Origin of the sequence: Paenibacillus sp. S02, assembly GCF_019454065.1 — a bacterium.
GTDB classification, from domain to species: Bacteria; Bacillota; Bacilli; order Paenibacillales; family Paenibacillaceae; genus Paenibacillus; species Paenibacillus polymyxa_B.
On sequence record NZ_CP073682.1, the window covers coordinates 2,757,049 to 2,779,901 of the forward strand.

Below are 22,853 nucleotides of genomic sequence, written 5' to 3' on the forward strand. Positions count from 1 at the left end.
GGACGAAGCCGATTCGTTCGCAGAAGGGGGGCAGGAGCGAATGAAGTTTGTATTGTTCAGCCTAATGGCTAATCTGCCTAATGCGATTACCGGAGAAGCCTGGAGTTCGCAGCAAAAATTCCAAAATGTAATTAAGCAGGCTGTGCTCGCAGAGGAGCTTGGTTTTGATGCGTATGGTGTGGGGGAGCGGCATGGTGCGCCTTTTTTGTCGTCTTCACCTCCACTCGTTCTGACCGCTATAGCAGCGAGAACTGAACGGATCCGTCTGCTGACGATGGTAACGGTGCTTAGTATACTTGACCCGGTACGCGTAGCTGAGGATTATGCGACATTGGATCATTTATCGGGCGGAAGATTAGAACTGATTATCGGAAAAGGCAATGATCCACGGCATTACCCGTTGTTTGGAATTACGGAGGAAGAGCAGTGGGAGTCGCTAGCAGAACGCTATCGTCTGCTCAAACGGCTATGGAGCGAGGAAGAGGTTACGTGGGAGGGCAACTATCGGCCCCCGCTGTATCAGGTCACGACACAGCCACGCCCGTATCAACAGCACATTCCAATATGGCATGGAAGTGCCTCCAGTACATTATCGACGGAGCTGGCTGCCCAATATGGAGAGCCTTTATTTTCCTCAAATTCTTTCCATCCTCAGGCCAAGTATAAAGCCTTAATTGATCATTACCGTGAACGGCTGGCTTATTACGGTCATGACCCGGCTCAGGCTGTAATTGGTGCCGGAGCTGGGAGCTTGTACCTGGCGGATACAGACGAGGAAGCGATCAGACGCTATCGCCCGTATTATGATGCTTACCACTCGACGGCGGCGGCTCAGCATAATCAATCCCCGTTTACAAGTTTGGAGGACAATATCCGCAACGGTCCAGTTCTGATTGGTTCTGCGGACAGCGTACTCGAAAAAATACGGAACTATTATACTGCGTTCGGCCATCAAGTACTTAGCATAAGCGTGGATGGGCTGGGAGAGCAGGAGCAGCTTGAACAGCTGCATCGGTTTGCCGAGGATATCATTCCTGTGCTGCGGCGAGAGATTCCCAGCACTATTTGGCAGCAGGTGCCGAACCTACACAAAGAAAATGGATCACTGGCTGCTATTCCTAATGGGGCTCCCTCCATTTCTCCTATTTTTCAGTTGTGATTGATTAATAATACCACCCTCTCTCATGAAAGCAACCGAAGTAGCGGTGTTTTCGGGTCCATTGCGACTGAGAGAGGGTCTTTTTAGTTATAGACAAATTGACAGAGGTAAATAAAAATAGTAACGTAATTGTGTATTTATTAAAATCATATAAAATTAATCGGATTAATTAAAATTTAAAGATGTGGAATCTGATGATATAAAGGAGGAATTTTTTTTGAGCGACTCGCAATCTAGCACGACCAAGCGCTGTATAACAGCCGAGGATTTATATCGACTTCACTGGGTTAGCGATCCAGCAATTCATCCTATTAGTGGTGAAATCGCTTACGTAGAACAGTATATTAATAAAGAGCGGACAGATTATAACTCAGGAATTTGGCTATTATCGTCCGAAGGCGCTAGCGCATTACCCTTTACATATGGACCGAGAGATGAAACGCCTATCTGGTCACCAGACGGATCACAACTAGCTTTTCTCCGTACAACAGACGGCAAGCGCCAGGTATGGATTATTCCAGAACGCGGAGGGGAGGCACGACAGCTTACACACGTAGAGAACAATGTTCGTTCATTAGCCTGGTCTCCTGATGGGACCTGCATATCGTTTGTAGCTAAAACGGCCGAGAACCCGTTAAGCCCTACATCCGATGGAGGAACTCAGGAGGCACAACTTAAGGGACGAGTCGTTAATCGAACGAAAGCTAAATCCGACGGATATGGACTGTGGGATGATACTCGTGATCACTTGTATGTAGCTGATGTGACTTCGGGGCACACAGTTCAACTGACTTCCGGCGCTTATGATGTGGCGGAGCCTGTGTGGTCACCGGATGGTCAACGTATTTTATTCGTCGCCAGAATAGCAGAGCATTCGAAAGAGGATACGGATTTACGTAAGCAAAATGATTTGTTTACGATAGTTCCTGTGATTTCAAATGGTGATGCAGCAGCACCGCTTAAGCTGACCCATTCTGAACTGCACATCGAGAGTGCTGCTTATTCTCCCGACGGTTCAACGATTGCCTTTTACGGTCATGATCGACATGCCAAAGACGCTACTCAGACCCGACTGTACACGGTTCCTTCCAGTGGGGGAACGGCAGTATGCGTTAGTGAGATGCTTGACGCTCACCTCGGTAATGCGGGTATGAGTGACATGCGCTCACATCTTCATGTAGGACCACCACGCTTCAGTGCGGACGGTCAATCTCTGTATACGCTGGTTACCCATGAAGGAAATGTGCACGTATATCAGTTTGCGCTTGATGGAACTTTTAAAATTTTAACCCAAGGAGAACGGGAAATTTACCAATTCGAGCTTACTTCGGATGAGCAGCATATCATTGCCGCTTCCACCGATGTAGCTTTACCAGGTGATTTGTTCCGGATTGCGATTCATTCAGGAACTGAGGAACGGCTGACACGAGTGAATGATTCTCTGCTTGATGAGATTGAGATCAGTGTGCCTGAGAGCTTCTGGACTAAGGTTGAGGATGGACGACGGGTGCAGGGATGGGTGATGAAGCCTGCTGGGTTTAAGGAGGGGGTATCTTATCCTGCTATTTTGGAGATTCACGGTGGTCCTCATGCCATGTATTCCAATTCTTTTTTTCATGAATTTCAGTTGCTGGCCGCTCAGGGATATACAGTCATCTACACGAATCCGGGAGGAAGCCGAGGGTACGGACAGTCTTTTACCAATGTCGTCCTTGGAGATTATGGCGGGCGCGATTACACCGATCTGCTGAGCGCAGTTGACGAGGCTATACGTCAATTTCCATTCATTGATCCGGAAAGGCTGGGTGTAACAGGAGGAAGCTATGGTGGCTTTATGACAAACTGGATTGTCGGCCATACCGATCGTTTCCGCGTAGCTGTAACCCAGCGCTCCATATCCAACTGGCTATCGATGTATGGGGTGAGTGACATAGGGTACTCGTTTACAGAAGACGAAGTGGGCGGGAATCCGTGGGAGGATTTCGAACTCCTGTGGAGACAATCTCCGCTGGCTTATGTGCAGCAAATCAACACACCGCTGCTCATATTGCACGGGGAGCAGGATCTGCGATGTCCTATAGAGCAGGGAGAGCAGCTGTTTACAGCATTACGTCGCTTGGGGAAACCTACGCAATTTGTCCGTTTTCCAGCTTCAAGTCACGAGCTTTCACGAAAAGGGCACCCGCAGCTTCGCGTGGAACGACTGCAACGTATAACCAATTGGTTTGCCCAACACGAATTATAAGTAAATCGATTTCTTGTATTAATGTAAAAATGTCAGGTCCTAATCATAGGACTTGGCATTTTTAGTATGCCTTGCTACAATTCTCTCAACCTCATACAAAAGGAGATATATAATGGCCGAGCCCTTAAAAAATATGTACACGGAGAATTTTCTTCAACAATTCGGTGAAAAAGTACAGTCTGCGTACAGGCCGTTCGATACCATCGGATTCATCCATCAAGTGATGGATAAAAAATGGGATGAGCTGGAGCTAAAAGAACGAATACGGCGTATTTCGTTAACATTAGGGGCATTTTTGCCCAGTAAATATGAAGAAGCTCTGGATATTCTTTTTGCTATAGACGAGCATTGCAGTGGTTTTCCGTATTTGTTTTTCCCCGATTTTGTGGAGGTGTATGGGCAGGGAGAAGAGCATTGGGACCTGTCCATGAAGGCACTGGAGGGCTTCACATCAAAGTCCTCTGCGGAGTTTGCCGTGAGAACCTTCCTCCTGCGTGAACCGGAACGGATGATGCAGCAGATGACGACCTGGGCGGGACACCAAAATGAACACGTTCGCCGTCTTGCCAGCGAAGGCTGCCGTCCACGGCTACCCTGGGGACAGGCGTTGCCTGTGTTTAAGCGAGATCCTGCTCCAGTGTTTGCCGTATTGGAATTACTGAAGGCCGATCCATCACTATATGTACGTAAAAGTGTAGCCAACAACCTGAACGATATTGCCAAGGATCATCCTGATGTGGTCATTGCTATGGCTCAACGGTGGAAAGGAACACATCCTGACACCGACTGGATTGTGCGTCATGGCTGTCGGACCCTGATTCGCAAATCCATCCCCGAAGTGATGGCAATGTTCGGCTATGCGGATGAAACAGACGGGGCGCCGTTGGTCACGGGAGCCTCTTTCACCACAGACCCTGCCATGCTAAAGCTAGGTGATAGCTGTGAGTTGAGCTATGCGCTTCAGCTTCGTGAAGGTGACCCGGTACGAGTCCGCATCGAGTACGGCATCGACTTTGTGAAGGCGAGAGGACAAGTCTCGCGTAAACTGTTTTTGCTATCTGACAAAACGGTCCCTGGAGGAACCCATCTTACAGGTACACGGACACACCGTTTTGCAGACCTGACAACTCGTCGACATTATGCGGGAGCGCACCGGATTGCACTGCTCGTAAACGGTCAGGAAGCGGCTTCTACAGTGGTAGAACTCCAGTTGTAGATCATGATAGTAGTGAAGAAAAAGAGCCTGAAATTAGGCTCTTTCTTTTTGTCGTTTGCTTTACAAATTTTATTTTTTTCCAAAAAAATGATTCTGGTATTAGAACCTGGTACTAAGACGTGTTATACTACAGTAAGAAAGTGGATCTCATCTTATGTATAAAGGGGAAGGTATAATTTGACAGATCAACAACAATGGCTTGCGCCTGAATATTACAATATGACTTCGGAAATGGAACACCATGATGCTGGTAAAACCGCACTCAAGTGGCTGAGTGAGACAGGAGAATACGAAGAAATCACCTACGGAGATCTGTTGAAAAAGGCTAACCGACTGGCTGGAGGACTCGCAAATCTGGGATTTAACAAAGGTGACAGAGTTCTGGTCGTAGTACCACGGCGTATTATTGCGTATGTAATTTATCTGGCCTGCTTGAAGCTGGGGCTTGCGGTCATTCCATCTTCAGAAATGCTACGTGCCAAGGATATTGCATATCGTCTTCGCCATTCAGAAGCGCGCGCAGTCATTGCCTGGACCGGAGTAACAAGCGAAGTGGACAAAATAAATGATGATTTGCCTGCTCTGGATTATCGTATCGTGGTCTCCGGGGACGACACGGCAGATGTATCTGGCTGGCTCGTGCTGAATGAGCTGATGAATGGACAGGAAGATACTTTTGAAGCTGTGAAGACGCACCGTGACGACATGGCCATTCTGGCCTATACTTCGGGCACCACGGGAAACCCTAAAGGTGTTGTACATAGCCATGGCTGGGGATATGCTCATCTGCGGATAACATCACCATGGTTGGATATTCAAGCTTCAGATATAGTATGGGCTACAGCTGCACCGGGATGGCAAAAGTGGATTTGGAGTCCGTTCTTATCCGTACTGGGAAATGGAGCGACCGGATTCGTATATAATGGTCCGTTTCGTCCAGGTCGGTATTTGCAGTTTATGCAGCAGTATGGAATCCAAGTGTTGTGCTGTACGCCGACAGAATATCGGATTATGGCGAAAACGGATGGTTTGGATCAATATGATCTATCCCAATTGCGCAGCGCAGTTTCTGCGGGAGAGCCTCTCAATCAGGAGGTCATTAACAAGTTTCAGGAGCAGTTCAACATTACGATTCGTGACGGCTATGGTCAAACGGAGAGCACATTAATTATTGGTAATTTAAAGGATGCACCTCTGCGTACAGGCTCGATGGGCAAATCCATTGCACCGGGACTCGTTGAGGTCGTAGACGAGGATGGCATTCCACTGGCTCCGGGGCAAGTGGGGGATATTGCAGTGCGTGCCGATCTGCCGGCATTATTCCATACGTATTACCATGATCCAGAACGCAAATTAGCTAGTGTCCACGGAGATTATTTTGTTACGGGAGATCGGGCTCGCAAAGACGAGGATGGATATTTCTGGTTCGAAGGACGTGGTGATGATATCATTATCAGTTCTGGCTATACTATTGGTCCTTTTGAAGTAGAGGAAGCGCTTATGAAGCATGACTCCGTGCAGGAATGTGCTGCGGTAGCCAGCCCTGACGAAATCCGTGGGCATGTTGTAAAAGCCTTCATCGTACTCAAAGCTGGGGTAGAAGGATCACCGGCGTTAGTGAAGGAACTGCAACATCATGTGAAAACATGGACGGCACCTTATAAATATCCACGAAAAATAGAGTTTATTCAAGAGCTTCCTAAAACCAGCTCGGGTAAAATACGAAGAGTGGAGCTACGTGAACTGGAGAAGCAGTCCGTACTGTAGTGATGAAATCATTTAATAGAATTAAAACGGAACAGGAGTGTGGAAAAATGAGTACATTCGAATCATTGTTGGAGCAATACGCAGAACTGGTCGTAAGAGTAGGGGTTAACATTCAGCCTGGACAGGTGTTTTTGGTAACGGCACCACTGGAAACTGTTGAGTTTACACGCCTGATTGTCAGCAAAGCCTATGAAGCAGGCGCTAAATATGTACAGGTAGAGTTCGAGGATGATTCCATTACACGTAGTCGTTTTGAACATGGTGACGAAGCCAGCTTTGATTACTACCCTGCTTGGAAGGCAGAAATGATGGAGAAATTTGCCGAAGAGGGAGGAGCCACACTAACGATTAAAGTGCCGAACCCGGATTTATATCAAGGCATTGATCCACAAAAGGTTTCTCGTGCGACCAAGGCGGCGGCTACGGCGAGAGAAGGCTATGCTCACTATACCCGGAATGCTAAGATTAGCTGGTGCCTGATTAAAGCACCCACGAAGGCATGGGCCGATAAAGTATTTGCCGATGTGGCAGAAGAGGACCGGATTCGTGTCATGTGGGATACGATTTTCGAAATGAACCGTGTAGATGGCTCCGATCCAGTTCAAAACTGGCAGGGGCATTTAAACAATCTCGAACAGCTACAAAACAAGCTGAATCATAAAAACTATAAAATTCTCCACTATCGTGCACCAGGAACAGATTTGAAAATTGAATTGGCCGAAAGACACATTTGGCGCGGCGGTGGTGGTGAAAACGCCCAAGGAATTTATACCGTGGCGAATATGCCAACAGAAGAAGTGTTCACGATGCCTAAGCGTACAGGTGTGAATGGTCATGTCACAAGTACCATGCCACTCAATTTAAATGGACAACTGGTGGATCGCATAACGTTTACCTTTAAGGACGGTAAAGTTACTGAATATACAGCAGAATCCGGCGAGCAGCATTTGACTCATTTGCTCGCTACGGATGAAGGGGCCAGCTATTTGGGAGAAGTTGCACTGGTGCCGCACGATTCACCGATTTCCAATCTCAATCGCATTTTTTACAATACAGGTATCGACGAAAATGCCTCCTGCCACTTGGCTCTAGGCAGTGCGTATCCATTTAATATGGAAAATGGCACACAAATGAACCGGGAGGAGCTGCTCCAGAACGGTGCCAATGTCAGCCTGACTCATGTTGACTTCATGATCGGCTCAGCTGAGCTGGATATTGACGGCGAACTGCAAGACGGAAGTAAAGAAGCAGTGTTTCGCAAAGGAAATTGGGCTATTTAGGCCTTTTCTCAATCTCCATTCAATCGACCCGCAAACGATCTTATTCGTTTTGCGGGTTTTTCTATACCTAAATCTCAAATCGCCCCTTGTTTTGTGAAATATAAAGTGCTAAACTGAGTTTAAACAATAATTTAAACAACGTTTTAATTGTTGTTTGAAAAGTTGCTTATATAAAGTTGCTTATATAAAGTTGTCCATTTCATTCATCCGTTATGATTGGACGAAATAGGAGGAGGAAAAACATGAATCACCCAGACAAAAAACAACAAACCAAAGAAAAAATCTTAGACGCTACGTTGGAATTTATTCAAAAGGAAGGTTTTGAGGCGGTTACAATCAGAAAAATTGCCGACCTGTCTGCTACTAATATTTCTTTAGTTAATTATTATTTTGGCTCCAAGGAAAATCTGCTCAGTGAAGCTATTGAAGTGATATTAAATGGCTTTCAGCACACCTTTTCTATTTTGGACAATACAGCGATGCCCCCCCAAGATAGACTGAAACAATTTTTACTTAACTATCTACAGGTCATTCGTCAATATCCAGAGCTTCTTTCGCGAATTATTGCCATGGGCAGCACGCCCTTTATATCTCAACAGGAATACGGTAGGTTTTTAAACATCATGGGATTTCCAAAGGTTCAGAGCACGATCAAGGAGCTGACAGGTGAGCAACAGCCGGAGCGCTTGTTAGCGATGATGCTGCAAATATTTGGAGCTATTTTTCTGCCTGCACTGATGAGTCCGATTCTTGAATCAGGGGCAGTTGTGGAAATACCTTCAATAGAGGAACAATTAAATCTGCTGTTCGAAAGATATTTTGATAAAAAATAAATCATAGGGGTGACTAATATGAATTTTTTAAGAAAATATTGGCAAGATGCAGGGGCTATAATCGGTGTGGTTGTATGTATTGTTTTACTTATGAATCCAGCTATCCTTTCGGATATAACAGGCATGTTATGGTTAAGTTTTGTAGCTATATTGTTTCATCAATTTGAGGAGTACCGCTGGCCTGGATATTTTGCTGGTTTATTTAACAACGTTATGTTTAAAAGTGACACACCGGATCATTACCCCTTAAACACTCAATCAGCGATGATTATCAATGTGGCAATTGCCTATGTGTTTTATCTGCTCCCCGTATGGTTCCCGCAAGTAGTCTGGCTTGGGCTCGCACCAGTTTTTATGGGATTCTTTCAGGTCGTCTGGCACGGTATCGTTGTCAATATTAAAGCAAAAACCTTATATAATCCTGGCTTGTTTACGGCACTTCTCCTGCATGTTCCAGTCGGAATCTGGTATATTCATGAAATAGTACAGCGAGACATCCCAACGGCAATAGACTGGATTGCGGGTACGATCTACTTTGTTTTTGCTGTATACATCTTCATCATTAAAGGGAATATATGGTTGAAGAAGAGTGACTCTCCTTACTCCTTTTCTAAACAACAGCTGGGAGCTTACGGTCGTAAATAGGGTATGTTAGAAAATCATCAATGTCCTTGTTTACAAGTTGGATACAAGTAGAGGTATTCTGGAAACGAGGTTCGGTTACACTTGCTTTGTACCCATGAACAAGGAAAGAGTGATCTTATAATGAAGCATACACATCAATCTCATGATCGTAAAAAATTGGCTTGCAAGCTAATCACCACTAGTGCTTTCTTGGCTATAGGTTTTGCTGTGATGACAGGATGCAGCAATAGCGGGGAAGCAAAATCAACTGCTCCTACTAAAGCAGAAACAGTTACACCGCCTGCTAGTTCTACAGATCAAAACACGGATCTCAATACTAATGGGCAAGGCACCAGTAGTACAGCTTCATCTCACAGTAAACACAGCTCCGCAGCCGCTATATTCAGCGCAGCCAAGCAGGGAACCTTACCGAATTTGCCTAAAGATCTTGGCTTGGGAACTAGCAGCGATCTGTTATTTGAGCTTTGGGGGAAATCCGAGTCAGGTTCTACAGGTCCTATGAGAAGCTACGCTAAGTATCATACAGACATCATGCTGGATGGAAGCGATAAAGTTACAGAAATTACATCTTCCGATCCAGACTATAAGAAGTTGCTTATCAAACAAGTTGTTGACGAATTGGGCCAACCTACGGAAACCGTTGACACCTCTAGAGACATACCTGACACAGCAGAAGCTAATTATACGATCAATAATACATCAGGACTTAGTTATTATTTAGTATTTTCCTATCAAACCAAAACGCAAAAGGTCAATTATATCCGGTTATATTTTAACTCTAAGACGCCATAATTGGATGTATATAACAGAGTCGTTTCCGTCAGAATTGCGGAGGCGACTTTGTTCAAACTCATTGCATTTTTAGGTTATGTCGTTTATAATGATTTGTAATTGATTAATCACTAATCAGAAAACTGTGCTAAATAAAAGGATGAAAAAAACATGGCTAAAGCTACGTCAACATCTATAAATCGCCAAAAGGAAATCATATCTGCTGCCATTGAAGTGTTTGCAGAGATGGGCTACTACCGAGCTACAACAGCCAAAGTTGCGGAACGGGCCAATATTTCTCAGCCCTATGTCTTTCGTTTTTTCGCTACCAAGGAAGCGTTGCTTGTTGAAGCCCTGAAGGTTTCATTTGCACGTATCATAGACTCTTTTCACAGAGTTATTCATTCGGCCTCATCTGAACAGCTCGAGCAAGAGCTAATTGCAGCCTATTCGCAAATTATGATGGAATACCGCAATGAAACACTTTTGCAAATGCAGGCGCAGACGATCCGGGAGGATGAGATTGTAAGTGTGATGCAGCAAGGATTCCGTGAAATTCATACGACGGTTTATGATGCTTTCCGACGAGCAGGTATTGAACAAGCAATGGAAAGAACGATGCTTTTTCTCGCCAGAGGTATGCTGTGTAATATTTCGATGTCGTTGGATCTGCCAGAACTGATGAAAAAAGACGATTAATTTTGGTTTATGTATTAGAGTCGCGTTTTTGCGCGGCTTTTTTTGCTTTTAATTTTATTTTGTTCAAGACATGATTTCGTTTCTTCTGAGAAAAAACGGCCAAATAAGTTGACAAGAGAAGCGAGTCTCGTTATTCTTATACCCATAGGGGTATATGTATAAAGAAATTCAACTAAGCTAAGCCCCCTCAAAAAACAGGCGGAGGTTATAGAATGTCATCAACTAACAATATCCAAGCAGATCATATTCTTGATTGCAAAGGGCTAGCTTGTCCTATGCCTATAGTAAAGACAAAAAAGGCTATGAATGAGCTCGTTCCCGGAAAGATTATGGAGGTTCAGGCGACTGACAAAGGTTCAATAGCCGATTTTCAGAGCTGGGCCAAAAACACCGGACATCAATATTTGGGCACTCTCCAAGAAGGAGATGTAATGCGACATTATTTACGCAAAGCAAATCCGGCTGAAGTGAAGAAGGAGCAAATATTTTCTTCTACGATAAGCCATGAAGAGCTACAAGCAAAATGTTCTGGAAAAGAGAACTTCATTTTGCTTGATGTTCGTGAACCCGCTGAATTTGCGCTTAAACATATCCCTGGATCTAAGCACATCCCTCTTGGCGAATTGGAGAACAGACTTTCTGAGCTGAACTTGGAAGAAGAGATCGCAGTGATTTGCCAAGCTGGAGCACGCAGTGAAATGGCTTGGCAGTTATTAGTTTCCAAAGGCGCTAAAAAAGTCAAATCTGTGCTTTCAGGCATATCCGAATGGGCTGGAGAGACTAAGGGAAGCGAATCCATATGAGTACGACAGCAGGAATTTATACAAATAATCAAGAACATGCTCAGTCCAAAACAACGATTGTATTATTCAGCGGGGAGCTGGATAAGGCGATTGCTGCATTCATTATTGCAAATGGAGCGGCAGCATATGATCATGAAGTAACTATTTTCTTTACTTTTTGGGGGCTAAATACGTTACGCAAGGATGAAATCGTGAGCACCAATAAGGGAATGCTCGAAAAAGCCTTTGGCTGGATCATGCCTCGTGGACCCAAAAAGCTTGCACTATCCAAAATGAATTTTGCCGGACTCGGTCCACAGATGATCAAGCATGTCATGAAAAAGCACAATGCGCTTTCCTTGCCGCAGCTTATAGAGTTGGCACGAGAGCAGGGGATCAAGCTCGTCGCCTGTGCCATGACCATGGATTTGTTAGGACTGCAGCAAGAAGAGCTAATCGACGGTTTAGAATATGCTGGTGTAGCCGCCTACTTGGGGGACGCTTCGCAGGGGAAGGTGAATCTATTTATTTAGGGTATCCTATTTATTTTTTTGGTTTATAATATACCTATACGTGTATATGGTAAGTCAAAAAAGGAGTGCATTACTTATGGATTACAATTACAGTGATGAACTGAAAACGCGCCTGAGGAGGATTGAGGGACAGGTGCGTGGGGTACTTCGTTTAATGGATGAAGGAAAATCGTGCAAAGACGTCGTTAGCCAGTTATCTGCCGTACGTAACGCATCAGATAAAGCGATTGCCCAAATTGTAGCAGAGAATCTACAACGATGTATATTGGAAGAGCAAGAGGCTGGAGGAGACACGGATAAGCTGGTTAAAGAAGCGATTCAGCTTCTTGTGAAAAGTAGATAGTCATGTCTCCAGAGTTCAAGTTAGTGGGCAATGATGTCATATGTACAATATATATAATAGCCATAATTAAAGAGCTCGCTGCCTCTAGTTGGTAGCGGGCTTTTTTAATTGGACAATTTTAGGAATAACCCTCTGTTTATGCTGAGGTAGACAGGTGTAAATAACACATAAGGAAAACAACTTCTTCCGGGAGGCCTATTTATGGAGGTATTTGTTACGATTGGTGTCAAATTGATCATCAGCTTTTTTGGCTTGTGGATCATTACTTTTATTACAGGTCGGAAAACACTCAGTCAGTTAACACCACTCGATTTTCTTACATCATTGTTGTTAAGCGAAATTGTGGGAAATACGTTATATGACGATAAGGTGACCATTGGGCAGCTTTTGTTTGCTTTGGCGCTATGGTGCGCGCTGGCCTACTTTTTTGAAAAGGCGACGACCCGTTTTGTGAAATTTGGATATATGGCAGAAGGCCGAACAGTGCTACTCGTGGATAAGGGTCAGGTCAATCAAGAGATGCTTGAAAAATATGATATAGAATTTACCCAGCTGCTCTCCATGCTACGCCAGCAAAATATTTTTTCTCTTCGTGAGGTCTGGTACGCCACGTTAGAAACGAATGGTTCATTGTCAGTCATGCGCAAACCCGAATATGAACCACCCGCCGCTCAGGATATGGGAATAGATGCACAGCCTGATCTTTTTTCTGTTACAGTCATTGATAAAGGAAAGCTCCTGAACGAATCTATGCGTGGGAAGTCAATCGATATTGAAGAGATTAAAGTAAAGGTGCGAGAGCAGGGATATAATAGTATCGACGAAATCGCCTACGCAGAGTTTAGCGAGGATGGAACACTTCACATCGTGCCGATGAAATAGAAAAAGCACAATAAAAAAGGCTGAATTACGAAGCGGGCTGTTTTTTAGCTCGGTATTGTTCTTTTTAATAATGAAGCAGCGGTAATTCTTTCAAGCTTCAAAGAAGCTGTGGAGGCCATCTCTGTAATCAAGCCCTCCATTAAATCGGAAAGCAAGTTTTGGTCAATCAGTCCTTCAATATAAAAAACGGCAAATTTCCAGGTTTCAGAACATTTCTAATCCAACGTGTTAACACAACTGAACCCCCTCTTTTTTGATAAAGCATATCTTTGCCCTGCAACCCCAAAATATACGCTATTTTTATGAATTGGATACTTAATGAAAGACACTTGGAAGCCTCATAATTCTCCGAATTTCGCAGATCAACCAGCACAGGGTGCAGAGAAGTTTGACTAATAGAATATTTGAGTCCCGGATTGAGGAGACTATCTTTTATGGGTTTGAAATTTTTTCAGAAAGTGGTGATCAGTTTGAGTTTCTCGGATGATCAGCTTATCTGTCTCCGGTTTGAGGACGAACTAGGGTATTTTGCTAAGGCTGCTGCTCCTCCTATTTATGAGACTGCTCCATTTTTCTTTGATACTTACGAAGATTATGCTGAAGCGGCTAATAATGAAAAGGAGCATTATGTCTATTCGAGGGGAACCAATCCTACCGTTCAGATTGCAGAGCAAATGATTGCTGCGCTGGAAGGTGGGGAGGACTGCAAGTGCTTTGCTTCCGGAATGGCTGCTATCAGTGCCGCTCTAATGTGTAGTTTATCCGCAGGGGACCATCTGATTCTGGTCGGACACATATATGAAACCTCCGTCAGCCTAGCCCAATATTTAAAGAGGTTCCATATAGACTATACAATCGTACATTCGACTTCTACGGAAGCAGTTGCTGATGCCATCAAACCGCAGACCCGTGCTATTCTTATGGAGTCTCCTACCTCATTCACATTCGATATGGTAAATATTCAGGAGGTAACTTCGCTTTCCAAAGCGACGGGTATACGTACAATCATAGATAATTCATGGGCTACACCCCTTTTCCAAAAACCATTGGAATGGGGCGTAGATATCGTTGTTCACTCCGCATCCAAGTACTTAGGTGGTCATAATGATTTAATTGCAGGGGCAGTGATCGCTTCTAAAGAGATAATAAACCGTATGTATGCTGAAGAGTATGAGCTGATTGGCGGCTCGTTAGCCCCTTTTGAAGCCTGGCTACTCATTCGGGGTCTAAGAACGCTCCCGCTCCGTATGGAAGCCCATCAAAGGAATGCTCTGTTGGTTGCTCGTTTTCTATCAGATCATCCGGCCATTTCCAAAGTGAATCATCCCGGACTTCCTTCTCACCCACAACATGAGCTGGCATGTAGACAGCTCAAAGGGTATGCCGGATTATTCAGTTTTGAACTAAAGGATTCGACTTATGAGGATATATGTAGAGTAATCAATAAACTGCGACTGATCCGGATCGGTGTATCTTGGGGGTCTATGGAAAGCCAGGTGATCTCACCAAACTACGGCTTCAATAAGCAGAGTCTAAAAAAACAACACATGCCTGAATCGCTTATCCGCCTGGCTGTAGGGCATGAGCCTGCTGAACTTTTGATACAGGATTTAGCTACAGCTTTAAGCTAACATGAATTTGATACAATCCCTGGCGGATATCCATAAACCCGTATTTATTGGTTTGGGAAGGTATGATTATTTGGTTGCACCTGTTTCATTATGGGATAGGGTCGATGACACCTACGAAAACGTGAAAAAAGTGATTTTTGAATATAGTGGGCATAACCCGATGTTTGAAGAACCTCATTGTTTTGATCAAACATTAGCCAAATGGATTAATGATGATCACTAGGATTTTAAACGGTCGATTCCTATTTAATAAGGAGTCGACTTTTTTGATGTTAACAAATCAAGATCATGCCTGAGCTTAGGGAAGATATCTAACATACAGTTGACGGAATGAATAATCACGATTTTGTTTATTATACTAAGCTTGGAGCGCAGTAGCATGGATCAGCGAGATTTGATCGACTGTATGCTGAGTTTGATACGTTGTTTGACAGAAAACAAAATTATGATACTGTAAATTTGACACAGCTGCGTCCATCGTTTTGATGGCGTAACCTTTAAATAAGTAAGTCTAAAGAAAGAGGGATAAGATTGTTTTCAAAACGGCAAAAAGAAATACTCTTATACTTAATTAGTTCTAATCATCCTGTTACTGCTGCATGGATTTCTAAAGAATTAAATGTTAGTGATCGAACCATACGTAATGATTTGAAGTATATACAAATTAAGTCTGCTCCAATGGGTCTAAAATTAGAATTGATTAGGGGAAAAGGATACGACATAAAAATTACCGATAAAGATTTGTTTAATCAAAATTTCAATGACTTAACTAATGATAAACTCAGTCATTCTACAATTGACTTTTCTGAACAAGATAACCGAGTTATTTATTTGTTGAGCCGTTTCTTGTTAGAAAATAGCTATATAAAATTAGTGACTATTGAAGAAGAAATGTTTGTATCTAAATCTACAATACAAAACGATTTAAAAGAAGTGCGAAAAATACTGGAAAAGTACAACCTGAATTTAGTAAATCGCCCCCACTACGGCTTGTATATAGAGGGTGATGAATTTATGAAACGAACATGTTTATCAAATTATTTATACAAAAGAGAAGAAAACTTCGATCAATCTCATGAGGACTTTCCTTTATTTGATAAAAAGGAATACAAGAAAATTAAAGAAGTAATAATCGAAAAAGTAAACAAATACAAAATTGAAATATCAGATATTTCTTTAGAAAACCTTGCTATTCATTTAATTATTGCTTGTAAGAGGATCGAAGAGGGATTTTTAATTGATAATCCGTCGGTATATTTACAAAAAGACTACCCTTTCGAAGAAATAGTAGCCCATGAAATTGTCAAAGAAATTGAAGACTTTACAGGATTGCTATTTCCTGATTCGGAGATCAATTATGTTATTACCCATTTGGTAGGTACTAAATTGCTTCCAAAAGAAAGTTTGTCAGAGTACAGTAAGTTGGATGAAGTCGGATCCATTGTGAGTTGTATTCTGAATAAATTACAGAAAGAATTAAATTGGGATTTCAATCATGACGTTGAATTCATTCAAGCACTCACACTTCACATTAGGCCTGCAATGAACAGACTTAGGTACAAAATGAACATTAGAAACCCTTTATTAAATGAAATTAAAGTAAATTATCCAGCGGCATTTGAAGGAGCTCTTATAGCCAGCAAGTGTATTAACAATTTTTTGAATTTAGAAGTTGGAGAACATGAGGTGGCTTTTATCGCTTTACACATTGGAGTTGCTTTAGAAAGAATGAAAAATAAAAACAACAAGATAAAAAAAGTGATTCTTGTATGTGCTTCAGGTGTCGGAAGCGCAAAGTTACTGTATTATCGATTGATTAATTTATTTGAAAATAAGTTACAAATTGTAAATACAATCAGCTATTACAAATTAGCAGAAGCCGATTTATCCTCTATAGATTTTATAATCAGTACAGTTCCGATCAAAGAGGATATAGGGATACCCGTCTATGTTGTAAATACCTTTTTAGATGATAAGGATCTAAATCGAATCAGGAACCTCTTATCCTCTTCAGAACAGCAAGGAGAAGCTCATACTTATCTTGAGCCATCCCGGGTGTTTGTGAAAAAAGAATTAGCAACAAAGGAAAGCGTTATTCATTTTTTAAGTAGTGAGTTGGTTAAACAAGGTCTTGTACCTGATGATTATGTATCTTTAGTATTAGAAAGGGAGGCATTGGCTCCAACAAGTTTTGGTAATCTAGTAGCCATTCCACATCCGACTCTTCCCGTTACGACAGAAACTTTCTGGACCATATGTACGTTAAAACGCCCAATTCGATGGATTGATAAGCAAATGGTACAGTTGATTTGTTTATTAAACATTAAAGAAGGAAACAATGTCGATTTAGAAAACATGTATAAGAAACTCGGTTCGCTTATAGAGAATAAGGAGATCGTCCAACGAATTCTAGCCAAAGACTCCGTGGAAGAAATCATGCAGTTACTAAACTGAAACAACAAGGAGCCGTTTTTTACACCACAAACGTTTCCTATTGTTTTTGGAAAAAGGTTCGGTTAAAAAGAAAGCGATTTAATTGTAAACTTAAGTTGTTCAGTAAATGAAGGAATTTAAGGGGGAAAAGATTATGAATACAATTATGTTAGTATGTGCAGCAGGAATGAGTACAAGTTTATTAGTAACGAAAATGCAAAAAACAGCTGAGGAAAAAGGCATAAAAGTAGATATTTTTGCCAAATCGGCTTCTGAAATTGAATTTACTTTGAAAGAGAGAAATGTAGACATCATATTATTAGGGCCTCAGGTGAAATATTTGAAAAAGCAATTAGAAACTAAATTGGCAGATAAAAGTATTTTTATTGAAGCTATTAATATGCAACATTACGGTATGATGAACGGTGAAAAAGTGTTAGAAGATGCATTACAGTTAATAAAAAGCAAATAACAAAGGATTTGAATTAAGAATTTGTTACTAAACAATAAAAGGTAAGAGGGGAGAAGTTATGGTAAAAGAAGAATACTATACGGTGGCGTTTAACATTATTAGTAACGTAGGTACAGCTAAAAGCTTAGTAATTGAGGCACTTTATGCGGCAAAAGAAGGAGAATTTCAATTAGCAGAAGGAAAGTTAGAAGAGTCAAAGCAATTTTTTAGAGAAGGACATAGAGCGCATTCTTCATTAGTAAAAAGAGAAGCAAATGGAGAGCAACTTGATTTCTCACTGATATTAATGCATGCAGAAGACCAACTCATGAGTGTAGAAACCATTTCACTGCTTGTTACAGAAATGATCGAGCTATATAAGCGTTCAAAATAGAGATTGTTCAAGCCAAATAGAAGTGGCATCGCTACAAGAAATTACATCTTCGGGAGAGGACACGATGTTATGGGTAAAATAACTGAGTTTTTAGAAGAAAAGGTAATGCCAATTGCAGGCAAAATTGCTGGTCAACGGCATTTACAAGTACTTCGCGATGCAATGGTTCTAACAATCCCATTTATTATTATCGGTTCCGTGTTTCTAATCTTAGCAAATCTGCCAATTCCAGCTTATATAAACTTCTTAAAAGCTCATCCAGATATCAAAGCAACCTTACTTTATCCTTACAATGGTACATTTAATCTGGTCGCATTAATTGCTACCTTTGCTGTCGGATATAGGCTAGCTGAGAGTTATAAAGTGGACCCACTTGCTTCAGGGGCTGTAGCATTATGTTCGTATTTTGTTGTCACGCCTAATACAACTTTTACGGTAGATAAAGTGGTCACAACAGCAATGAATGTTAATTACTTTTCGAGTCAAGGCTTATTCGTAGGATTGCTTATTGCAATTTTCTCGACAGAAATTTACCGTAGGGTCGTTCAAAAGAATATTGTTATCAAAATGCCAGATGGAGTTCCGCCCACTGTTGCAAAATCCTTTACAGCAATTATTCCAGGTTTTATTGTCATCGTGAGTGTATGGGTTATACGTTTACTTGTTGAAAACTTTACTCATTTTGAAAACGTTCACACTATCGTCGCAAAACTTCTACAACAACCTTTAACCAATGTTGGTACAAGCCTAGTTGGTACAATCTTTGTATTCTTATTAATCAATTTGTTATGGGCGATTGGGTTACATGGTTCTACAATTGTAGGTTCTGTCATGTTACCTATCTGGTTACAGTTGACATCAGAGAACGCAGCTGCCTACGCAGCAGGATTGCCCGTCGATAATATTGTTACGGCAGAATTTAGATATCTTATCTTTATCGGTGGATCCGGTGCAACACTTGGTCTTGTGCTCGCAATGTTTTTCTTTTCTAAGAGTAAACAATTGAAGCAAATGGGACGACTAGCCATTGGACCCGGACTATTTAATATCAATGAACCGTTAATCTTCGGTATGCCAATCGTATTAAACCCAATCATTTTGATTCCGTTTCTTATAACACCAGTTATTAGCGTGTTGATAACCTATCTATCTATGTATTATGGATGGGTAGCGAGCCCCATTGGTGTGTTGCCTCCTGGGACAATGCCAATACTTATAGGCGGATATCTGATGACTGGCAGTGTCTCGGGGATCGTCTTACAGCTTATTTTGTTTGCTGTATCCTTTGTTATTTACTTCCCGTTCTTTAAGATCATGGACAATCAGAAATATAAAGAAGAACAGAAGGCGCTTGCAAGTTAAGATGAGATCATCAATTAAAGCCTGTTAGAGTTTCTTAATGCATTTCTGTTCATAAAAATAATAGTTTGTTGACATAGAATCTATGTCTAATAGGAGGGTTATCATGTTTAAAATGAAAACAAAATTTCCAGAAGATTTTTTGTGGGGTGGAGCAACGGCTGCAAATCAACTAGAAGGAGCAAGTGATGTTGGCGGCAAGGGACTTTCTCTGGCTGATGTATATACGTTTGATGAAAAGATGCCGAAAGAGCAATGGTCAGATCAGTGGCATTTAATGACTCATAAGCAAATAGAAGAAGCTCAAGATCCTACAAGTAAAAAATATTATCCCAAAAGACATGGGATAGACTTTTATCATCATTATAAAGAAGATATCGCATTATTTGCAGAAATGGGCTTTAAAGCTTATCGCATGTCAATTGCCTGGACTCGTATTTTTCCGAATGGTGATGAGTTAGTACCCAATGAGGAAGGATTGGCGTTTTATGATCGTGTTTTTGATGAACTGAATAAGTATGGAATAGAGCCTGTTGTTTCTTTATCTCATTATGAAATGCCACTACATCTTTCAACAAAGTATGGTGGCTGGGTGAATCGTAAACTAATAGATTTCTTTGTTCGTTTTGCTTCAACTGTATTTGACAGATATAAAAACAAAGTGAAATATTGGATGACTTTTAATGAAATTAACTGTGTGACCCATCACCCATATGTAAGTTTAGGGGTTATTGAGGAAAATCACCCTAATATTGAACAAGCAAAATTTCAAGGCGCTCATCATCAATTTGTAGCAAGTGCTCTTGCAACCAAAGCATGCAAAGAGAGTAATCCTAAAGCAATGGTAGGATGCATGGTTAGTTATCAGTTGCTTGTTCCTTATAGCTGTGATCCAGATGATGTTCAAGCTACAGTAGATAAACAGCGTACCTCATTGTTCTTTACAGATGTTCAGGCGAGAGGCTATTATCCTGCTTACACAGCTAAAATGCTTGCAGAAAAGAATGTAGTACTGGAAACAGAACCCGAAGATGAACAAATTATGAGAGATTATCCGGTTGATTACGTGTCCTTTAGCTACTATATGTCTAGCGCAGTCAGTGCACATCCAGAAAGAATCGAAGGAGCGGTAGGAAATCTACTTACAGGAGGAGTTAAAAATCCTTATTTGCCAACAAGTGATTGGGGATGGCAGGTTGACCCTAAAGGTCTACGAACTGCTTTAAACCAATTGTATGATCTTTATCAAAAACCATTATTTGTTGCTGAAAATGGATATGGCGCTTTAGATGTATTAGAGGAGGGCGATAAAATTGAGGATGATTATCGTATTTCTTATTTAAAAGAACATATTAAACAAGTAAAAGAAGCAATTGCAGATGGTGTAGATGTATTTGGCTACACGAGCTGGGGCTGTATCGATATGATTAGCGCCGGAACTAATCAAATGTCAAAACGCTATGGATACATTTATGTAGATCAGGACGATATGGGCAGAGGTACAAAACGTCGCATAAAGAAAAAATCATTTTATTGGTATAAAAATGTTATTGCTACGAATGGAGAACAATTAGACTAAATTTTTAAAAGGAGAATGGTTACCTATAGGCTTGTCTCATCAGGGGCAGCTTGAGGAAGCATTCTCCTCTTTTTATAAATCGATATGTCAGCGGCTTGGCAAAACGCATGCGCTTCTCACTAGCTCAAATCGTCAATCAGTTCATGTTCGTCACCAATATCCAACTTTAGCGAAATATTGTTATCATAAGTTCCAACGGTAATCTTTTAATTTCAATTACGGACAGCCAGAAAATCAAAAACATATAGAAGATGATAAACAAGATTGACAAAATATTAGAAAAAAGAAACGATCTCGATTTATCTGATAAAACAAACAAAGTAAATAGACTGTTGGGTAATATTACTTCATCCTTGTTGTCTGTGACTTGACGGCTTAACTAGGATCTGTATAATAACCGGGAGATCATGTTACATTGATAGTCTAATTCCCGTTTTTTATGCTCTATCAGAAACAATTCTAAGACTCATAGAACTGAACAATTTAGTAAAGCAATGATATGGAGGTTGTTATGAAATACGAAATTATTTTATTTGATGTCGATGATACGTTGTTTGATTTTAAAAAGGCAGAAAGTCATGCGCTACATAATACATTTACCCAATTTGGATTGCCACAAGGGGCCACTGAGTATAAAGCTAGTTATGATGAAATCAACAGTGCGTTGTGGCGAGAGGCAGAGGAAGGACACATTACCTCAGCGCAACTGCGTGTGGAACGGTTTAAGCGATTATTTACTAATCATGATCTAGATTTCAATCCAGATGCCTTTAGTGCTTTATATTTACGTTATTTGGGTGAAGGTGCTTTTTTGATGCACGGAGCGGTTGAATTATGTGATATGCTGTCTGATTGTCGTTTGGCGGTCATTACGAATGGAATCAAAGAGGTGCAAACCTCCAGAATTCAGCTTTCACCGCTGCGTGATGTATTTGAGCAGGTAATTATTTCAGAGGAAGTGGGTTGCCAAAAGCCACAAGCTGGTATTTTCGATTATGCATTTACTAAGCTAGCCATTTCAGATAAAAGTAAGGTTCTCATGGTCGGTGATTCTTTGACCTCGGATATTCAAGGAGGGAACCAATACGGAATCGATACCTGCTGGTTCAACCCTGCTGGGAAAACAAACGTGTCTGGCATTCAACCCACTTATGAAATAAAAAGCCTGATGGAGTTATCGAATCGTGTGCTTTCAAAGCGTCTCGTACTGAATCGTACATCGGCTGAAATTAGATGAATAATGTCGAAATCAGAAGGCCGGAAATTAAGGACATCGAAAAGATAAATGAATTGTTTAGAATTGTGATTATAGACACGTTTGCTAAAGAAGGCATTGGTTATATGTTGGAAGACATAGAGGAGGAAATTGAGACTAAGAGGGTATATTTGGAACGTGACTTTGAGAGTCACGGTGAACAACGATATTTCTTAATCGCTGTAGATGGGAATCAAATAATGGGTTCTATTGAATATGGACCGGTAAGTGAACTAATAAGTAAATCTACCAATGCTAGATTTAAAAATTTGTGCGAGGTAGGAACTGTATTTGTTCACCCTGACTACCAGAAGATTGGGGTAGGGAATTTATTGTTGAAATCAATGTATCTGGCGCTGAAGAATAGAGGAGTAGAAGAATTTTGTTTAGATAGTGGATATCATATTGCGCAGAAAATATGGAAAAAGAAATTTGGAACTCCTGATTATTTATTAAAAGATTATTGGGGAGCAGGCTCTGATCATATGATATGGAGAATCAAAGTCAAGGATGCTATTAAATGATCAATTGCTTGGCAATCTCTTGTGTGTCTTTAATCTACAGGGACCAAAGTTATAAAACAAGGCAGGCCGGAA

21 protein-coding genes and 1 pseudogene are annotated in these 22,853 nt (G+C 41.5%); all 22 read left to right on the forward strand.

The window, feature by feature from the left end:
* Positions 1 to 40: 40 nt before the first annotated feature.
* The 22 genes and pseudogenes from KAI36_RS12175 (at position 41) to KAI36_RS12280 (ending at position 22,781) form a co-directional block, all read left to right on the forward strand.
* Positions 41 to 1,159: an LLM class flavin-dependent oxidoreductase gene (locus KAI36_RS12175; RefSeq protein WP_220028107.1), complete on the forward strand. Its 1,119-nt coding sequence runs from the start codon at positions 41 to 43 to the stop codon at positions 1,157 to 1,159.
* A 217-nt stretch (positions 1,160 to 1,376) separates the two neighbouring features.
* Positions 1,377 to 3,404 (forward strand): S9 family peptidase, encoded by a 2,028-nt coding sequence (locus KAI36_RS12180; RefSeq protein WP_220027863.1) that lies wholly within the window; start codon positions 1,377 to 1,379, stop codon positions 3,402 to 3,404.
* 112 nt (positions 3,405 to 3,516) lie between these two features.
* On the forward strand, positions 3,517 to 4,620 hold the full coding sequence (locus KAI36_RS12185) for a DNA alkylation repair protein (protein ID WP_220027864.1): 1,104 nt from the start codon (positions 3,517 to 3,519) through the stop codon (positions 4,618 to 4,620).
* A gap of 177 nt (positions 4,621 to 4,797) precedes the next feature.
* Positions 4,798 to 6,387 carry an acetate--CoA ligase gene (locus KAI36_RS12190; RefSeq protein WP_220027865.1) on the forward strand — a complete coding sequence of 530 codons (1,590 nt, stop codon included), beginning with the start codon at positions 4,798 to 4,800 and terminating at the stop codon, positions 6,385 to 6,387.
* Positions 6,388 to 6,434: 47 nt separating this feature from the next.
* Entirely contained in the window at positions 6,435 to 7,667 is a 1,233-nt protein-coding gene (locus KAI36_RS12195) for an aminopeptidase (RefSeq protein ID WP_220027866.1), read from the forward strand.
* A 242-nt stretch (positions 7,668 to 7,909) separates the two neighbouring features.
* The gene (locus KAI36_RS12200; RefSeq protein ID WP_103744905.1) at positions 7,910 to 8,500 is read left to right on the forward strand and encodes a TetR/AcrR family transcriptional regulator; all 591 of its coding nucleotides are present in this window, start codon (positions 7,910 to 7,912) and stop codon (positions 8,498 to 8,500) included.
* Between the two features lie 18 nt (positions 8,501 to 8,518).
* Positions 8,519 to 9,145 (forward strand): HXXEE domain-containing protein, encoded by a 627-nt coding sequence (locus KAI36_RS12205; RefSeq protein WP_103744904.1) that lies wholly within the window; start codon positions 8,519 to 8,521, stop codon positions 9,143 to 9,145.
* A gap of 120 nt (positions 9,146 to 9,265) precedes the next feature.
* Positions 9,266 to 9,937: a DUF4309 domain-containing protein gene (locus KAI36_RS12210; RefSeq protein ID WP_103744903.1), complete on the forward strand. Its 672-nt coding sequence runs from the start codon at positions 9,266 to 9,268 to the stop codon at positions 9,935 to 9,937.
* Positions 9,938 to 10,087: 150 nt separating this feature from the next.
* The gene (locus KAI36_RS12215; protein WP_023988550.1) at positions 10,088 to 10,615 is read left to right on the forward strand and encodes a TetR/AcrR family transcriptional regulator; all 528 of its coding nucleotides are present in this window, start codon (positions 10,088 to 10,090) and stop codon (positions 10,613 to 10,615) included.
* A gap of 212 nt (positions 10,616 to 10,827) precedes the next feature.
* The gene (locus tag KAI36_RS12220) at positions 10,828 to 11,418 is read left to right on the forward strand and encodes a sulfurtransferase TusA family protein (protein ID WP_220027867.1); all 591 of its coding nucleotides are present in this window, start codon (positions 10,828 to 10,830) and stop codon (positions 11,416 to 11,418) included.
* A complete protein-coding gene (locus KAI36_RS12225; protein ID WP_220027868.1) occupies positions 11,415 to 11,930 on the forward strand; it encodes a DsrE/DsrF/DrsH-like family protein in 516 nt (171 codons plus the stop codon). Before KAI36_RS12220 ends, KAI36_RS12225 begins: the two co-directional genes overlap by 4 nt.
* A 76-nt stretch (positions 11,931 to 12,006) precedes the next feature.
* The gene (locus KAI36_RS12230) at positions 12,007 to 12,273 is read left to right on the forward strand and encodes a metal-sensitive transcriptional regulator (protein WP_013310304.1); all 267 of its coding nucleotides are present in this window, start codon (positions 12,007 to 12,009) and stop codon (positions 12,271 to 12,273) included.
* Between the two features lie 201 nt (positions 12,274 to 12,474).
* Complete coding sequence (locus tag KAI36_RS12235; protein WP_220027869.1) at positions 12,475 to 13,155, forward strand: YetF domain-containing protein; 681 nt, start codon at positions 12,475 to 12,477, stop codon at positions 13,153 to 13,155.
* Positions 13,156 to 13,625: 470 nt separating this feature from the next.
* Positions 13,626 to 14,786, forward strand: coding sequence for a trans-sulfuration enzyme family protein (locus KAI36_RS12240; protein ID WP_220028108.1), 1,161 nt, complete (start codon positions 13,626 to 13,628; stop codon positions 14,784 to 14,786).
* Positions 14,782 to 15,009: pseudogene (locus KAI36_RS12245) on the forward strand (alpha/beta fold hydrolase); the annotation flags it as partial. The gene KAI36_RS12240 and the pseudogene KAI36_RS12245, both read left to right, overlap by 5 nt.
* A 308-nt stretch (positions 15,010 to 15,317) precedes the next feature.
* Positions 15,318 to 17,240: a BglG family transcription antiterminator gene (locus KAI36_RS12250; protein ID WP_258297927.1), complete on the forward strand. Its 1,923-nt coding sequence runs from the start codon at positions 15,318 to 15,320 to the stop codon at positions 17,238 to 17,240.
* 133 nt (positions 17,241 to 17,373) lie between these two features.
* Entirely contained in the window at positions 17,374 to 17,691 is a 318-nt protein-coding gene (locus KAI36_RS12255; protein ID WP_220027870.1) for a PTS sugar transporter subunit IIB, read from the forward strand.
* Between the two features lie 58 nt (positions 17,692 to 17,749).
* On the forward strand, positions 17,750 to 18,064 hold the full coding sequence (locus tag KAI36_RS12260) for a PTS sugar transporter subunit IIA (RefSeq protein WP_023988561.1): 315 nt from the start codon (positions 17,750 to 17,752) through the stop codon (positions 18,062 to 18,064).
* 69 nt (positions 18,065 to 18,133) lie between these two features.
* Positions 18,134 to 19,426, forward strand: a complete 1,293-nt coding sequence (celB, locus tag KAI36_RS12265) for a PTS cellobiose transporter subunit IIC (protein ID WP_023988562.1) — start codon at positions 18,134 to 18,136, stop codon at positions 19,424 to 19,426.
* Positions 19,427 to 19,529: 103 nt separating this feature from the next.
* Positions 19,530 to 21,002 (forward strand): glycoside hydrolase family 1 protein, encoded by a 1,473-nt coding sequence (locus tag KAI36_RS12270; protein ID WP_220027871.1) that lies wholly within the window; start codon positions 19,530 to 19,532, stop codon positions 21,000 to 21,002.
* Between the two features lie 511 nt (positions 21,003 to 21,513).
* Positions 21,514 to 22,239 carry a YjjG family noncanonical pyrimidine nucleotidase gene (locus KAI36_RS12275; protein ID WP_220027872.1) on the forward strand — a complete coding sequence of 242 codons (726 nt, stop codon included), beginning with the start codon at positions 21,514 to 21,516 and terminating at the stop codon, positions 22,237 to 22,239.
* Positions 22,236 to 22,781, forward strand: a complete 546-nt coding sequence (locus KAI36_RS12280; protein WP_220027873.1) for a GNAT family N-acetyltransferase — start codon at positions 22,236 to 22,238, stop codon at positions 22,779 to 22,781. Before KAI36_RS12275 ends, KAI36_RS12280 begins: the two co-directional genes overlap by 4 nt.
* Positions 22,782 to 22,853 lie beyond the last annotated feature (72 nt).